Origin of the sequence: Bacillus gaemokensis (genome assembly GCF_001590835.1) — a bacterium.
In the GTDB taxonomy this organism is placed as follows: domain Bacteria; phylum Bacillota; class Bacilli; order Bacillales; family Bacillaceae_G; genus Bacillus_A; species Bacillus_A gaemokensis.
On record NZ_LTAQ01000023.1, the window covers coordinates 166791 to 181378 of the forward strand.

14 protein-coding genes and 2 pseudogenes are annotated in these 14588 nt (G+C 35.3%); 14 read left to right on the plus strand and 2 right to left on the minus strand.

Annotated elements, in window-relative coordinates; translation table 11 throughout:
* Positions 1-240 (plus strand): annotated as a pseudogene (locus AZF08_RS31370) (serine hydrolase domain-containing protein); the annotation flags it as partial.
* Positions 241-460: 220 nt separating this feature from the next.
* A pseudogene (locus AZF08_RS17870) lies at positions 461-850 on the plus strand (IS4 family transposase); the annotation flags it as partial.
* 665 nt (positions 851-1515) lie between these two features.
* On the opposite strand, the gene AZF08_RS17875 reads toward AZF08_RS17870, so the two are convergent.
* Positions 1516-2409: a mechanosensitive ion channel family protein gene (locus tag AZF08_RS17875; protein WP_033679214.1), complete on the minus strand. Its 894-nt coding sequence runs from the start codon at positions 2407-2409 to the stop codon at positions 1516-1518.
* A 317-nt stretch (positions 2410-2726) separates the two neighbouring features.
* Here AZF08_RS17875 and AZF08_RS17880 point away from each other — a divergent pair, with 317 nt between their 5' ends.
* Entirely contained in the window at positions 2727-3677 is a 951-nt protein-coding gene (locus AZF08_RS17880) for a tyrosine-type recombinase/integrase (RefSeq protein ID WP_033679213.1), read from the plus strand.
* 544 nt (positions 3678-4221) lie between these two features.
* A complete protein-coding gene (locus AZF08_RS17885) occupies positions 4222-4443 on the plus strand; it encodes a YdbC family protein (RefSeq protein WP_033679317.1) in 222 nt (73 codons plus the stop codon).
* Positions 4444-5140: 697 nt separating this feature from the next.
* Here AZF08_RS17885 and AZF08_RS17890 read toward each other — a convergent pair.
* A complete protein-coding gene (locus AZF08_RS17890; protein ID WP_033677291.1) occupies positions 5141-6292 on the minus strand; it encodes an SH3 domain-containing protein in 1152 nt (383 codons plus the stop codon).
* A 379-nt stretch (positions 6293-6671) separates the two neighbouring features.
* Here AZF08_RS17890 and AZF08_RS17900 point away from each other — a divergent pair, with 379 nt between their 5' ends.
* The 10 genes from AZF08_RS17900 to AZF08_RS17945 all read left to right on the plus strand — a co-directional run bounded on the left by AZF08_RS17900 (position 6672) and on the right by AZF08_RS17945 (position 14470).
* Positions 6672-7355, plus strand: a complete 684-nt coding sequence (locus tag AZF08_RS17900; RefSeq protein ID WP_033677287.1) for a copper homeostasis protein CutC — start codon at positions 6672-6674, stop codon at positions 7353-7355.
* A gap of 21 nt (positions 7356-7376) precedes the next feature.
* On the plus strand, positions 7377-7931 hold the full coding sequence (lepB, locus tag AZF08_RS17905; protein WP_033677285.1) for a signal peptidase I: 555 nt from the start codon (positions 7377-7379) through the stop codon (positions 7929-7931).
* A 171-nt stretch (positions 7932-8102) separates the two neighbouring features.
* Positions 8103-8870: an IclR family transcriptional regulator gene (locus AZF08_RS17910; protein WP_033677283.1), complete on the plus strand. Its 768-nt coding sequence runs from the start codon at positions 8103-8105 to the stop codon at positions 8868-8870.
* On the plus strand, positions 8870-9577 hold the full coding sequence (gene pxpB / locus AZF08_RS17915) for a 5-oxoprolinase subunit PxpB (RefSeq protein ID WP_033677281.1): 708 nt from the start codon (positions 8870-8872) through the stop codon (positions 9575-9577). Before AZF08_RS17910 ends, pxpB begins: the two co-directional genes overlap by 1 nt.
* Positions 9574-10563, plus strand: coding sequence for a 5-oxoprolinase subunit C family protein (locus AZF08_RS17920; protein ID WP_033677279.1), 990 nt, complete (start codon positions 9574-9576; stop codon positions 10561-10563). The genes pxpB and AZF08_RS17920 overlap by 4 nt, the downstream gene beginning before the upstream one ends.
* Positions 10564-10583: 20 nt before the next feature.
* Complete coding sequence (gene pxpA, locus AZF08_RS17925; RefSeq protein WP_033677278.1) at positions 10584-11342, plus strand: 5-oxoprolinase subunit PxpA; 759 nt, start codon at positions 10584-10586, stop codon at positions 11340-11342.
* A gap of 20 nt (positions 11343-11362) precedes the next feature.
* Entirely contained in the window at positions 11363-12058 is a 696-nt protein-coding gene (locus AZF08_RS17930; protein ID WP_033677277.1) for a DUF969 domain-containing protein, read from the plus strand.
* Between the two features lies 1 nt (position 12059).
* Positions 12060-13022 carry a DUF979 domain-containing protein gene (locus AZF08_RS17935; RefSeq protein ID WP_033677276.1) on the plus strand — a complete coding sequence of 321 codons (963 nt, stop codon included), beginning with the start codon at positions 12060-12062 and terminating at the stop codon, positions 13020-13022.
* 15 nt (positions 13023-13037) lie between these two features.
* Positions 13038-13685 carry a pyroglutamyl-peptidase I gene (gene pcp, locus AZF08_RS17940; protein ID WP_033677274.1) on the plus strand — a complete coding sequence of 216 codons (648 nt, stop codon included), beginning with the start codon at positions 13038-13040 and terminating at the stop codon, positions 13683-13685.
* Between the two features lie 68 nt (positions 13686-13753).
* Positions 13754-14470: an NAD-dependent protein deacylase gene (locus AZF08_RS17945; protein WP_033677273.1), complete on the plus strand. Its 717-nt coding sequence runs from the start codon at positions 13754-13756 to the stop codon at positions 14468-14470.
* Positions 14471-14588 lie beyond the last annotated feature (118 nt).

The window sequence follows — 14588 nt, forward strand, 5'->3', positions numbered from 1 at the left end:
TTAAAACAAATGCTTACTACAGTTCCTACAGGAAGTGCTGAAATCGGCGGATATGGTCTTGGAATCTATGAAACTAAGCTTCCAAACGGTGTCTCGATATGGGGACACACAGGTRGCATTCCAGGGTTTAKTACTYTTGCTGGRGGTACACTTGGAGGCAAGCATACGTTRGCCGTCARTTTGAACAGTATGGGTAAAGCTAACTTTAAAAATATTTTACTTGCTGAATTTAGCAAGTAGGCAAAAAGGAAAACCGGATAAATTTTGTCATAGTTTTTATAGGTAAAAATATACCTTTCTGGTTCAAAAACCCCTCAACTTACTCTAAAAAATAAATTTGGGGGTTTTTGGAATTTTGGTGGCAACCCAATGCTATTAAGCTAATAAAACAAAATCCTCCCTAAAATGAAAAAATACGCTATTCTTTCTGTAGAATCATAGGAAAGGATGGCGTTTTTGCATGTCTATTTCTGTATCTGATGAATTACAACTATTTGCTCAAGAAGTTCAAAGCTTCTTATCTCCAAATATCTTACGAGATCTTGCTAGGGATGTTGGTTTTGTACAACGAACCAGTAAGTACCAAGCAAAAGATTTAGTCGCTTTATGTGTATGGATGAGCCAAAATGTCGCTAAAACCTCTTTAACTCAGTTATCTAGCTGTTTAGAAGCATCAACAGAAGTGCTCATCAGTCCTGAGGGGCTGAATCAACGATTTAATAAAGCGGCCGTCCAATTTTTACAACACCTATTAGCTGAACTACTAAACCAAAAATTGGCCTCATCTATGCCGATTTCTTCTCCATATACTTCTGTTTTCAAGCGTATTCGTATTTTAGATTCTAATTCGCCTGTTCAACCTCCTACAGCAAAAAGGGCGAAAATCTCATAGGTATGAGAAGAAAACAGTCTTTGATATATTAGGTGTCGTTTACAATTGTACCATGTCTGATAATCAAGCGGCTTAAATCAAAAAAATGAAACCCATTAGGGTTTATTTCGTATGCAAATCTTTAAATTCCCTACACGTAGCCTTTAGAAAAAAGAAACAATCTCACCTAAAATTGACTTTGCATAAGCTTAGCTTGATAGCGATGTGGTGCTACTCCTAAAACGAAAATTTTATTTTCTTATATTTAATCATAACCATTTAGTACATTTTTTCGTTTTGGGGTAATTCTGAATTCTTAAGTTGATGGCGATGTGACGATACCCTAATATGAGATTTTTATAAAAAAAGTTTGAGTAATTTAATGTTCCTTATTTCACTAACGCACCATCTCAAATTGCTATTATTTCCACAATTAGTTATTTAAGAATATGTCCCGATGCATAAAGAATGAGCACAATTCTTGCTACAGAATTGTGCCCAAGTGCGGAAGTTACTTTTTTTAGGAGGTATTGTTTAACCCCTTAAGCTCATCGAAATCTGCCGGTCTACAAACCAAAATTCTAAATATAATTTCCAATCACGCCTCATGCACTGACCTAGGATCTCCAATCAGCTAGTTTTCTTTACCTGCTTGGTGAAAGCTGCTCTCCAGGAATCTCCTGTAATTTTTCAGTATGAATGAACATGTTCGCTGCTGGCATTTGTACTTGATTCTTATGGAATATAGACATTAGTTCAAACCTTACTTGCCTGGAAGTTTCAAAATACTCCTCAGGTTTAACCAAACCTACAATACAAAATTCGTACCCAACATATTTAAGGTTTGGATTTAAGTCTGTAACACCAATATATTGAAATGGTTCAACAGCTTCGTCCTCTATCCTATATAGGTTTTGATCCAATTTTTCATTGCAGATAACACATACATTTTCTAACAATTCCTTTATTCTTGTAGGATCTTCCTGATAACTTACCGTAATCCGTTCAATAACCCGCATCCAGCCTTTATTAAAATTTTGTATCGTTCTAATCTCTCCATGTGGGATGGTAAGGAGTTTTCCCGACCATTCACGAATTTGCATAAAGCGAATACTGATTTCCTCAATGGTACCTGAACTTGTTCCGTTAAAAGTAACAAAATCGCCAACACGAAACTCTTTGTCCGTTAATCTTGCGAACCCTAATATAACATCTTTTAGCATCTGTTGTGCAGCAAAACCGACGACAACTCCGGCAATCCCTGCACCTGCAAGAATACCTTTTATATCTACAAATTGACTAATTAGATAAATAACAAGGCTGATTATAATTCCATACCTAAAAATTGATCGAATTACACTTTGAATCGTCTGTTCTACTTCTTCATCAAAAAAACTTGACTTCCTAAAGAACCAATCAATAATACGGTTTATGACAAAGGAAAAGGTCATGAGGACCAAAGCAAATAGTGTAAATCTTAAAAGTAAAAACTCCCTTACATAATTAAAAAATTCCTCAGTAAAAGTTAATAAATTCATCCATCCACTTCCTTAACTATGTATTTTGATTTTTATTCCCAGTTCATTTTCAACAATATGACCCTTTAACAAAACAACTTATTGTCACTCAACAGTTCCTTAATCGATCTTTCAATTCCAGATGTTCTTTTCCTTTTTACTATAAATATACCCCTTTAGATAATCTAAAGGGGTATAACGGTGCAATTTTTTATAAACGGTACGACTTTATTTCAAATCCACAGTAAAATCGGGGAGTATACATGTGTTAATACTCTTATACGTTAAACAAATTTTAAAATTTGATATACTAAAAGAAAAATTAGGATGATAGGGTTATGCCAACAAAAGAATTCCAAGATACAGTACAACATTTTGCTTCTTTTTTATTAAATAAAGGAAGAAAGCCTTCCACAATTAAACGATATGTTTATGATATTGAAGACTTTGGTCATTGGTTGCAAAAATCTAAAAAACTCCCTCTACATAATATATGGACGACGCTTGGTATAAAGGATTATGAAGCGTATCTCTATGATTTAAAACAGCAACGACAGTACTCTGATAAAACAATGCATCGTGTCTATATTGTCTTAAATAGACTGTATCAGTATTTACAATTGCCAAATCCGTTAGAAGAGATGCAATTTAGTATTCAACCGAATCGTGCGTTACGTGATGAAGATTTCATCTCAGAAAAAGAAGAAAAAAGGTTAAATTATATTTTAACTTCATTTGAAGGATTAACGGAAAAACAATGTTCCGTTCGTCCAATACTACAAGATCGAAACATTTCTATTGTGCATTTCCTTCTGAACTATGGACTATCACTACAAGAGCTTATAGCCTTACAAATGAAGCATGTTCATTTTGAGAATAATACACTCACAGTTCCAGAAATAACAGGGATAGAAAGAACGATTGTATTAAGTGAAGATGATAAAAAGCGATTATTTAGCTATTATAAAATCATTCCTGAACCTGTTCGTCCAAAATATCATAGTACTGATCCACTATTTGTGGCATTCGATTATACTCGAAATACATTTCGTTGGGTATATGAAAATGATGCACCAAAAGCTTTAACAGAAATTGCTGTTCAAAAGATGATTCGACTTGAAGTTGCTCGGGCAAATTTACGTAAAGGTATTTCGGCGCAAAACTTACGAAACACGTTTATTTTACGACTTATTGAGCATCATGTTTCAGAGAAAGAAATTATAAAACAAGTAGGCTTTAAATCTAAACTCTCGTTAAAAAGATATTATGATTATATCAATCAAAAATAACGGAGGAAGACAACGTGAAAAGAAATGAGAAACAGGAATTACAGTGCATAAGAGTGTACACATTAAAGGATAAAAGTAAAAGGTTCTGGTGCAAAAAATTCAAGATAATTGCAATTAATCTCCAAATCTTGGACATACTGATACTAGTACTCTAAAAAAAGGATGTGATTGGTATGGAAAACCAAAATTTGTTCAAATAGAAGATAAAAGTAAACAACCTTCGCAAATTGTGAAGAGATGTATGAACAGGCTCCAATTTGAGCGAAGGTTTTTATTGTGAGTCAAAAGGTTTAAAAAATTGATTTGTAGAACTTTGATGGAGTACGTAAGATAAGAATCGAATTACGTAAGATGATGGTTTTAAATCAGTGTGTTTTAATAAAGACGGAAGAGATATGCTGTTAATATGTATTCGGAATATAGGTAGAAATAGAAGGGGAGTACACCAGAGGCTTATGTGTGGAAATACAAGTCCTATCGGTATAGAATTAGGGAATGTAGCAATTGCAAATAGGGAATATATATTTTAAAGGGGGTAACAACAGTGGCGGAAATCAAATTTGATATTAAAGAAACTTTTGGAGTTTTATCACAGTCACCTAAAGGTTGGAATAAAGAGCTTAATTTAATCAGTTGGAACGGGAAAGAGCCTAAATATGATTTGCGTGATTGGGCACCTGAACATGACAAAATGGGAAAAGGTGTAACGTTGACGGCTGAAGATTTAAAAGTGTTAAAAGATATTTTAAACCGTATGGAATTATAAAGTGAAACTTTAATCAGTGGGGTGGGGGCTTCATCCCCTACTGATTATTAGCCCTCACCAATCGGGCTTTTATGGACAGTTAATCCTCCACCTCACTCTTCTTTGCTTTCGCTGAATTTTGAGGTGGGTTCCTACTGCACGTTAATGCGGGATAAAAGCTAGATGTTTTGCGAAGTGAAAAACCAATTTTGAATTGTTAGTTCAGAATTGGTTTTTTATTATATATAGTATTTATGTCTTGATTTATTTTAAAATTTTACATTACAAAAGAAACTACATGTTACGCCTCCTTTTAAAGATAAAAAGAGGTGTAACATGTAGTCACTTACTGCTTTATAAATGTATATTATACTATCTTTGTCTCCCCATCTCTTTTTTTGTGATGTTCAGGCATATAGATATATTGGGAGGTGATAAGAAGAACTCCTATAAAAAATACAGGAAACATACTCGATATAAATAGACCATCAACCTTTAAATTAACGATTAGACAAACGATAATAATGAGTGATGTGTATAAATGAGAAATGTGTTTTTTAAATCGTATTTTAAATACTTCCAACAATGATTCACAGAATACAAATAGAATGAGCATACTTAAAAAAATAATATTTGTATCATAAATAATAAAACAACAAATTAGACCGAAAAACGATAAGTATTCAATGATTAGCTGAACATTACGTGACATAAGGTGCTACCGTACTAAATAAGGAAGTGGATCAACAGCGTTTGTTTTTTCGAAATTCCATTCCCCATTATGTAATTCGAAATGAAGGTGCTGGCCAGTTGAATGTCCTGTATTTCCCATCTGACCTAAAGTTTGTCCAGCTTGAACACGATCTCCAGCTTGTACAGAACGATTTTTCATGTGTGCATAAACGGTTGTGTATTGTTTTCCTTTTATAGAATGTGTGACGAATACGACGTTTCCATAGCTGCTAGAATAGTAGGATTTGCTCACTCTTCCTGCAGCTGCAGCATGAATAGAGGTATCGCCATTTGCTGTAAAATCAACACCATAATGCATTTGTCCCCATCTGACTTCAAAGGGCGAGCTAACTTGTCCCTGAGTTGGAAATTTGAAAACAGCAGGTATAGCAGGGGGAGTAGCTTGTTGTTGTGGTTTATTTTGCATTATATAATGCTGTGCAACATATCCATAGCCTGATCCAAAACGAATTTTATACCATGTACCTACTGTACCGATAACTTGTATTTGCGTTCCATTTTCTAGAGAACCAATTACAGCAGTATTTGTCCCTGCACCATTTCGTACCCTTAGGTTAGGTGTTGCAACATAATAAGAAGAATTACCTTGTACGGTGATCCCTTTGACTAATGGCTCTGATCCATTTGATACAAATTCTTTTTTTACATATCCTACTTTTCCATTATGAGAGATTAGATACCAGTCATCAAAAATTTCTTGAACCGACATAAATGTCCCATTTGGTAATACGTCAATGATTGAAGAGTGTATACTTGGTTCTGAACGAACATTTAAAGCGCTCGCATTTACGATATGTTGGTTATGCGGCTGATTTAATTTTGTCAGAGACAGACTAGACTTGTGAATATAACCTACTTTGTTTTGAACGTTTACTTTATACCAATCCTTTGTTGTTTCAAGAATTGTAACAGGTGTGTTGTATGAAAAACTTCCAATGGAATCACTATTTGTTGTAGTACGTTGATACAGTTGTACAGTATCAAGTTTTACGTATCCGATTTTTGTGTTGTTTTTTTGTTGTGCAACTGTTGTTTGCATATTCGCTTCAGTAATCGTTGGGAGAAGAGAAGAGACTGCGACAGTTGCTGCTGTCAATGCTGTAGCTTTCATATTCATCTTTTAATAGGCCCCCTTGTGTGAATTGTTACAAATTTTTGAATTATATCAATAGAATAACAGATTTTTAAGAATCGTGGAAATAAATGCAAATGATTTGTAGATTTCTCAATATGAAGGTTACTGGTGCAATAATATGTAGTGAATCTACGAGACGTTTGGTTGTTAAAATGATGCATAGGGATTTCCTCTTATTTTCTAAGGATGATAAAAATAAAGAAATTAAGTTCGCTTTTATTTTACTTATGGCAAACACATCTATTAAGGCGTTTTAAAATCTTTCTTTTCAATTCTTTTTTTTATGTTTTATATGAGAAAACTAGGCTTCTTATTTGGGCTGCTGTATAATGAGGAAAAAGTACGAAAAGAGGTAAGTTTCATGCTAGAAGTTATTGCAACATGTTTAGAAGATGTGAAACGAATTGAAGAAAGCGGTGGAAACCGAATTGAGCTTATTTCAGCATATACAGAAGGTGGTTTAACGCCAAGTTATGCTTTTATAAAAAAAGCGGTGAAAGCAGTAAACATACCTATCCATGTAATGATTCGTCCTCACGCTAAATCATTTATATATACAACAGAAGAAATTGAAATGATGAAAGAAGATATTCAAATTGCACAGGAACATGGCGCGGCAGGCGTTGTTTTAGGTGTTTTAAATGAACAAAATCAAATAGATGAAGAAAAATTAGCGGATTTATTATCTGTTGTAGATGGAATTAATGTAACATTTCATCGCGCGATAGATGAAGTTGATGATCTAGTAGGAGCAGTAAAACTACTACGGAATTTTAATAAGGTAACCCATATTTTAACTTCTGGTGGACATGGAAATATAGTAGAGAATATTCCCGTGCTTTCTGCAATGCAAAAAGAAAGTCAAGAGAATTTAGAGCTGATTGTTGGTAGTGGTGTGACAAAAGAAAATATAGCACAATTACTGAACGAAACAGGAATTACACAAGCGCACGTTGGCACTGCTGTTCGAGAATCTAAATCTTGTTTTGCTGAAATCAATCAAAATTCTGTGCAAGAGCTAGTTAAACGAAAGCAATTATTATAGTGGGAAAAGAGAGGGAATAATATGAAAAAAAGTAGGAAACAGGAAATCATTTCATGGGTTAAAACCATAGGTATTACACTAGGAATCGCTTTTATTGTGCGTGGTATTTTATTTACTCCTTCACTCGTACAAGGTGAGTCAATGATGCCCACTCTAGAAAATAATGAACGCGTACTTGTAAATAAAATTGGTTACAACATACAAGGATTGGACCGTTTTGATATTATCGTTTTTCATGGGAAAGAAGGATATGATTTAGTAAAGCGAGTAATTGGTTTACCTGGAGATACAATTGAGTATAAAAACGATGTTTTGTACATAAATGGAAAAGCAGTTGATGAACCGTATTTAGCAGATTTTAAGCAGCAAGTAGCTAAAGGAAAATTAACTCCTGATTTTAGATTAGAACAAAAAACGGGGAAAACAGAAGTGCCAGAAGGCCAAGTGTTTGTGTTAGGAGATAATCGTCAGGTCTCAAAAGATAGTCGTATGTTTGGTTTCGTTTCTGAAGATCAAATTGTAGGAAAAGGTGAAGCGGTATTTTGGCCGTTGCAACAAGTAAGAACATTGCAATAAAGAGAGAGTTTTCATATACGCGTTAAAAAAAGCATTGGATTTTACTTTCAATGCTTTTTTATTTGAGAAAAATATCGTTTAAATAGAAAGAATATTTTATAATTTTAAATTATACATTTGTTTCGAAAAACGGAATTATCGTTCCGTTTTTCGGAATTTAGGAGAGCTAAGATGAGTTTAAATAAAACGGCAGTGAAAACGATGGATATTTTAGAACTGTTTTATGAGCATGAAGAGCTAACATTAACGGAAATGGTTCATCATACAGGAATGCCTAAAACATCTGTATACCGTTTAATTGGTTCACTTGAAGAAATGGGGTTTTTAAAACGGACAACAAAGGGAAGTTATCAACTGGGATTGATATTTTTACGATTTGGTCAACTTGTGTCGCAGCGATTATCTGTACGAAATATTGCAAAGCCATATATGAAAAATCTTAGGGATTCTCTTGGTCAAGCTGTGAATTTAATTATTCAAGACGGGAATGAAGCAATTTATATTGAAAAGATGGATGGGGATCAACCAGTACGAGTGTATACAGAGATTGGTAGACGAGCTCCTTTATATGCAGGGGCGTGTTCACGTATTTTACTTTCGTATTTTTCGGAAGACGATCAAATGCAGTATATAGAGAAAGTGCAATTACAACGATTTGCAGATGGAACTGTAGTAGATAAAGAAGAGTTGCAAAGCCTGTTACATAAGGCGAAAAGAGAAGGGTATACGATAAGTTATTCGGAACTGGAGAATCATACAGCTGCAATTGCAGCACCTGTCTTTGCAAGTGATGGTAGTGTAATAGCTGGTATTAGTATTTCAGGATTAGCAATAGAGTATAATGAATCGACAATTCCAAACTTTATTACAAAAGTAAAAGAAACAGTGCATCAAATTTCGAAAGAGCTTGGATGGAGAGATGAAAAGGAAGGTATATGATGAAATTTTCAGCACTAGGGGACCAAGCGGTAGTAGTTACATTCGGAGAAAAAATTGATTTGGATATATATGAAAATGTGCAAAATTTGCGCCAAGCATTAAAGAGACATCCGTTTCATGGAATGATTGAGTGTGTACCTTCCTTTACTTCTTTAACGGTTTATTATGATGTATATGAGTTATGGGAGAAAAAAGAAAGAAAGGTAGTGCCATATGATTATGTATGTAAATATATAAATCAATTACTTAGTCATAATCAAAATAAAGAGCAAAAGCAATACGATAGTATCTCTATTCCGGTTTGTTATGGAGGAAAATATGGACCAGATTTAGAAGAAGTCGCTGCGTATCATGGATTACGTGTAGAGGACGTAATTCGTCTTCATAGCGAGGAAACGTATTTTGTTTATATGCTAGGATTTACACCGGGTTTTCCATATTTAGGTGGTATGCGAAAAGAGATAGAAACGCCTCGAAAACAAACACCACGTCTACAAATAGCGTCTGGTTCAGTGGGGATCGGTGGAAGTCAAACAGGAATATATCCATTAGAAACACCAGGTGGCTGGAATATTATTGGACGGACACCAATTGCGTTGTTTCAACCAAATGAGGAAAAACCTACATATGTGCAGAGTGGAATGTATTTACGCTTTATCCCAATAACAGAGGAAGAGTACTGGGTTATGGAGGGAGCTAGGAAATGAATGTCGAGGTTTTACATGCTGGAATGCTTACAACAATTCAAGATTTAGGAAGATATTATTATCAACAATATGGTGTGCCTGTTGGTGGTGCTATGGATAGAACTGCATTAAGAATGATAAATATGTTAGTTGGAAATGAAGAGGACGAAGCTGGATTAGAGATTACAATGATGGGTCCCAAACTGCTTATAAAGAAAGAAACATTGCTAGCAATTGGTGGTGCGAATATGGAGCCTCTGCTAAACGGAGAACCGATTCCATTATGGCGCCCCATTTTAGCGAAAGAGGGTAGCATGCTTTGCTTCGGGAAGGCACAGTTTGAGTCTAGGACATATGTGACATTTGCAGGTGGAATTGATGTTGCAAATAGTATGGGAAGTAAAAGTACATATGTAAGAGCAGCTATAGGTGGAATAGAAGGGCGGGCGCTGAAAAAGGGAGATCTTTTTCAAATTGGTGCACCGTCAAGCTTCGCTACTTGTGTGATAAAGAAATTGATGGACGAAGAGAGAGTAGAAACACCTTGGGGCATATGTAATCATGTTCTACCAAAATATAATCGTAACCCAGTGATTCGTGTCATTTTAGATTTTGAATGGAATCAATTTAAGAGGGAAAGCTTAGAGTCATTTTTTTCAAAAGAATATAAAGTATCTAATTATGCGGATCGCATGGGTTATCGGTTTGAAGGTGAAGAACTGAAAAGAATAGAACAATCTGAGATTTTATCAAGTGCAGTTACGTTTGGAACAATACAAGTGCCGTCTGGTGGTAATCCAATTATCTTAATGGCAGATAGACAAACGACAGGTGGATATCCACGAATTGGTAATGTTATATCAGTTGATTTGCCAATTCTTGCGCAATTGAAGCCAGGTGATTATGTCACGTTTGCAAAGATTTCTATAACAGAAGCGACGGAATTTTATATAGAGCAAGAACAAAATATGAATCTATTAAAGAAATTCATCGCTTTACAAGCGTAAAGTAGGAGGAGAAATAGAATATGGTTACCATTGATTTAAATTGTGATTTAGGAGAAGGATTTGGTGCGTATAAGATAGGAAATGATGATAAAATTCTTCCATTTGTTTCATCTGTAAATATTGCATGTGGTTTTCATGCTGGTGATCCAACTGTAATGCGCCAGACGGTCGAAAAAGCACTGTTTCATAACGTAGAAATGGGAGCACATCCTGGTTTTCCAGATTTAATTGGATTTGGTAGAAGGTTTATGCGCGTTTCACCAGAGGAAGTCTATGATTATGTTTTATATCAAATAGGGGCATTAGATGGATTTATAAGGGCAGCGGGAGGAAGTATGCACCATGTAAAGCCGCATGGTGCACTTTATAATATGGCAGCTACTGATCGAGAGATTGCGGATGCAATTGCAAAGGCCATCTATCATATAAATCCAGAATTATTCTTGTATGGATTAGCAAATAGTGAGTTTATACAAGCTGCCAAAAAATACGAACTAAAACTTGTACAAGAAGCTTTTGCAGATCGTACGTACCAATCGGACGGAACATTAACAAGTCGTACAGAAGAAAATGCACTCATAAAAAATGAAGATAAGGCAATGGAACAAGTTTTGCAAATGGTGCAAGAGGGAGAAGTGCAAGCAGTTGATGGGAATATGGTAACTATTAATGCACAAACGATTTGTATACATGGTGATGGGGAGAAAGCGGTTCAATTTGCAGAAGGAATATACAGAACATTTCGACTAAATGATGTTTCTGTTTGTGCACCAAAGTAGAATAAGGGGGGAATACAGAAATGGTGAAATTAATAGGGATTTTACTTGTTGCGGTTGGGTTTTTATTTCGCCTCAACACGCTACTAGTTGTAATGGTTGCGGGAATTGTTACTGGTATGGTTTCGGGGATGAGTTTTTATGATGTCATTAGTATGTTTGGAAAGTTTTTTATAGAAAATCGATATATGTCTATGCCAATTTTATTAACACTTCCTGTCATTGGAATATTAGAGCGATATGGACTGAAGGAAAGAGCGGAAGCATTAATCACGAAATCTAAAGGAGCTACAACTGGAAGAGTGTTAATGTCATATTTTACGATCCGAGAAGCATCGGCGGCGGTAGGACTTAATATTGGTGGACATGCACAAACTGTAAGACCGCTGGTTGCACCGATGGCAGAAGGAGCAGCACATGGTCGTTACGGAAAACTTCCAGAAAAATTGAAAGAAAAGATTAAAGCGAATGCAGCAGCAGCTGAAAATACAGCATGGTTTTTTGGTGAAGATATTTTTATAGCAACGGGAGCAATTCTATTAATGAAAGGATTCTTTGACTCTGTAGGAATGCATGTTGGTGTGTGGGATATGGCGCTTTGGGGAATCCCAACGGCAATCTCTGCTTTTATTGTAAGTTGGATTCGTTTTAGACAATTTGATAAACAGATTGAAAAAACGATGCAAAAAGAAGAAAACCAAGACAAGGAGGCGATATAAGATGAATCTCATTACACTGGATACAATTTATTATTTACTAGGTATCATTGTTGCGTTTGTTGCGATTCGTGTCGCTCTTGATCGTCAGCATCCAAATCGTTTTGGTTCTAGTTTATTTTGGGCATTATTTTCTATTACATTTTTATTTGGGAACATGATTCCATCATTTTATATCGGTTGTATTGTATTAGTTATGGTTATTTTAGCATCTTTGAATAAGGTAACGAAGTCGAATGAGAAAGAAGCACCTACGGAGGAACGTGTAAAACATGCAGAGAAGCTGAAAAATAAAATTTTTATGCCTGCTATTTTAATTCCTATTTTTACGATTATTGGTACGTTAACATTAGGTAAGTTAAAGTTTGGGGATGTATTTCTCGTTGATCCTGAGAAAGTGACACTAATTGCCTTAGCGCTTGGAGCATTACTTGCATTCGCAGCGGCAATGGGAATCACAAAAGCAAAAATAACAGCCCCAGTACAAGAGGGGAGTAGATTATTACAAGCTGTTGGATGGGCAGTTATTCTACCACAAATGCTGGCAGCACTAGGTGGTATTTTTGCCAAATCTGGTGTTGGTCAAGTTGTTTCTGATTTAGTAGGACAGGTATTGCCGACAGAATATCCTTTTGTTGCTGTTATGGCATATTGCTTAGGGATGATGTTGTTTACAGTAGTAATGGGAAATGCTTTCGCTGCTTTTGCTGTTATTACAGGTGGAATTGGTTTACCTCTTATCGTTCAAATGCATGGCGGTAATCCAGCAATAATGGCAGCACTTGGGATGTTTGCAGGATATTGTGGAACGTTGCTTACGCCGATGGCTGCAAACTTTAATATTGTACCAGCAATGCTTTTAGAATTAAAAGATAAAAATGCTGTAATTAAAGCGCAAGCGCCAATTGCTATCACAATTTTTGTTATTAACATGTTCATTATGTATGGACTTGTATATCGATTCTAGTGAGGAGTAAGAAAAATGAAGAAAATATTATTAACTGGATTTGAACCTTTCGGAGGAGAGAAGATGAATCCAGCTTGGGAAGTCGTAAAGCAGCTTAATGAAAAAGAGTTTGGAGAATACAAGATTGTTAGTAAACAAATCCCGACTGTATTTCATAAGTCATTAGAAGTATTACAGTCATATATAGAGGATATTGACCCGGAGCTTGTTATTTGTATTGGACAAGCTGGTGGGCGTGCAGATATTACAGTGGAGCGCGTAGCAATTAATGTTGATGATGCCAGAATTCCTGATAATGAAGGGAATCAACCTGTAGATAGCTCTGTTATAGAAGAAGGACCAGTTGCTTATTGGTCAACACTTCCTATGAAAGCTATTGTGAAGAAACTTCGCGAAGAAGGGATTCCAGCTTCTGTTTCACAAACTGCGGGTACTTTCGTTTGCAATCATCTCTTTTATGGGCTTATGCATGTATTAGAGAAGAATGAAAATAGGATCCGCGGCGGTTTTGTGCATATTCCATTTTGTCCAGAACAAGCAAGTCATTATCTTGGACAACCAAGTATGTCGCTTTCAACTATTACAACTGGAATTGAATTATTAGTACAGGTCGCATTAGAGATGGAAACAGATATTGTGGAATGTGGAGGGACAACACATTAAGTAAATATACGACATCTTTTCCTACACCTGCTATAATAAAGTAAGAAATATACATAGAGGTGAGTGCTTTGCGAAAATACGAGGAAGTTCGTTCTATTATAGAGAAAGCTAATAAAATTACGGTGTTAACTGGCGCTGGTGCGAGTACAGAAAGTGGAATTCCTGATTTCCGTTCAGCCAATGGCCTATACGCAGATGCTAAAGTTGAAATGTACTTATCTAGAGGATACTATAACCGTAATCCAAAAGAATTTTGGAAGCACTACAAAGAAATATTTCAAATTCATACATTTCATCAATACAAACCAAATTGTGGTCACGAGTTTTTAGCAAGTATAGAAGAACAAGGAAAAGATATTGCGGTATTAACACAAAACATTGATGGTCTGCACCAATTAGGTGGTAGTAAGCATGTGATAAATTTGCATGGTACACTCCAAACGGCTCATTGTCCGAAGTGCCGGACAAAATATGATTTACAGTATATGATTGATCATGAAGTACCACGGTGTGAAAAGTGTAATTTTATATTAAATCCTGATGTTGTTTTATACGGAGATACATTGCCTGAGTATCAAAATGCAATTAAGCGCTTATATGAAACGGATGTATTCCTTGTAATGGGAACATCATTAAAAGTGCAGCCGGTTGCTTCGTTTCCACAAATCGCAAAAAGAGAAATAGGAGCAACAACAATTTTAGTAAACGAAGAATTAACTAGACAAGAGTATAACTTCGATTATGTCTTTGAGCAGAAGATTGGTGAGTTTGTTAAGAAAATATAGAACTTTAAAAAAACTGAGATGAATATTATTTATCTCAGTTTTTTTGTATAAAATCCATCCGTGCTATTTCTTATTAATAAAAGAATTGATAGATTAAAAAACTTTAAAGAACATTAAG

Bases quoted from the DNA above. Each gene is read 5' to 3' on its own strand.
- AZF08_RS17875 (WP_033679214.1), bottom strand. From the start codon at position 2,409: ATGAATTTATTAACTTTTACTGAGGAATTTTTTAATTATGTAAGGGAG.
- AZF08_RS17880 (WP_033679213.1), top strand. From the start codon at position 2,727: ATGCCAACAAAAGAATTCCAAGATACAGTACAACATTTTGCTTCTTTT.
- AZF08_RS17890 (WP_033677291.1), bottom strand. From the start codon at position 6,292: ATGAATATGAAAGCTACAGCATTGACAGCAGCAACTGTCGCAGTCTCT.
- AZF08_RS17900 (WP_033677287.1), top strand. From the start codon at position 6,672: ATGCTAGAAGTTATTGCAACATGTTTAGAAGATGTGAAACGAATTGAA.
- lepB (WP_033677285.1), top strand. From the start codon at position 7,377: ATGAAAAAAAGTAGGAAACAGGAAATCATTTCATGGGTTAAAACCATA.
- AZF08_RS17910 (WP_033677283.1), top strand. From the start codon at position 8,103: ATGAGTTTAAATAAAACGGCAGTGAAAACGATGGATATTTTAGAACTG.
- pxpB (WP_033677281.1), top strand. From the start codon at position 8,870: ATGAAATTTTCAGCACTAGGGGACCAAGCGGTAGTAGTTACATTCGGA.
- AZF08_RS17920 (WP_033677279.1), top strand. From the start codon at position 9,574: ATGAATGTCGAGGTTTTACATGCTGGAATGCTTACAACAATTCAAGAT.
- pxpA (WP_033677278.1), top strand. From the start codon at position 10,584: ATGGTTACCATTGATTTAAATTGTGATTTAGGAGAAGGATTTGGTGCG.
- AZF08_RS17930 (WP_033677277.1), top strand. From the start codon at position 11,363: ATGGTGAAATTAATAGGGATTTTACTTGTTGCGGTTGGGTTTTTATTT.
- AZF08_RS17935 (WP_033677276.1), top strand. From the start codon at position 12,060: ATGAATCTCATTACACTGGATACAATTTATTATTTACTAGGTATCATT.
- pcp (WP_033677274.1), top strand. From the start codon at position 13,038: ATGAAGAAAATATTATTAACTGGATTTGAACCTTTCGGAGGAGAGAAG.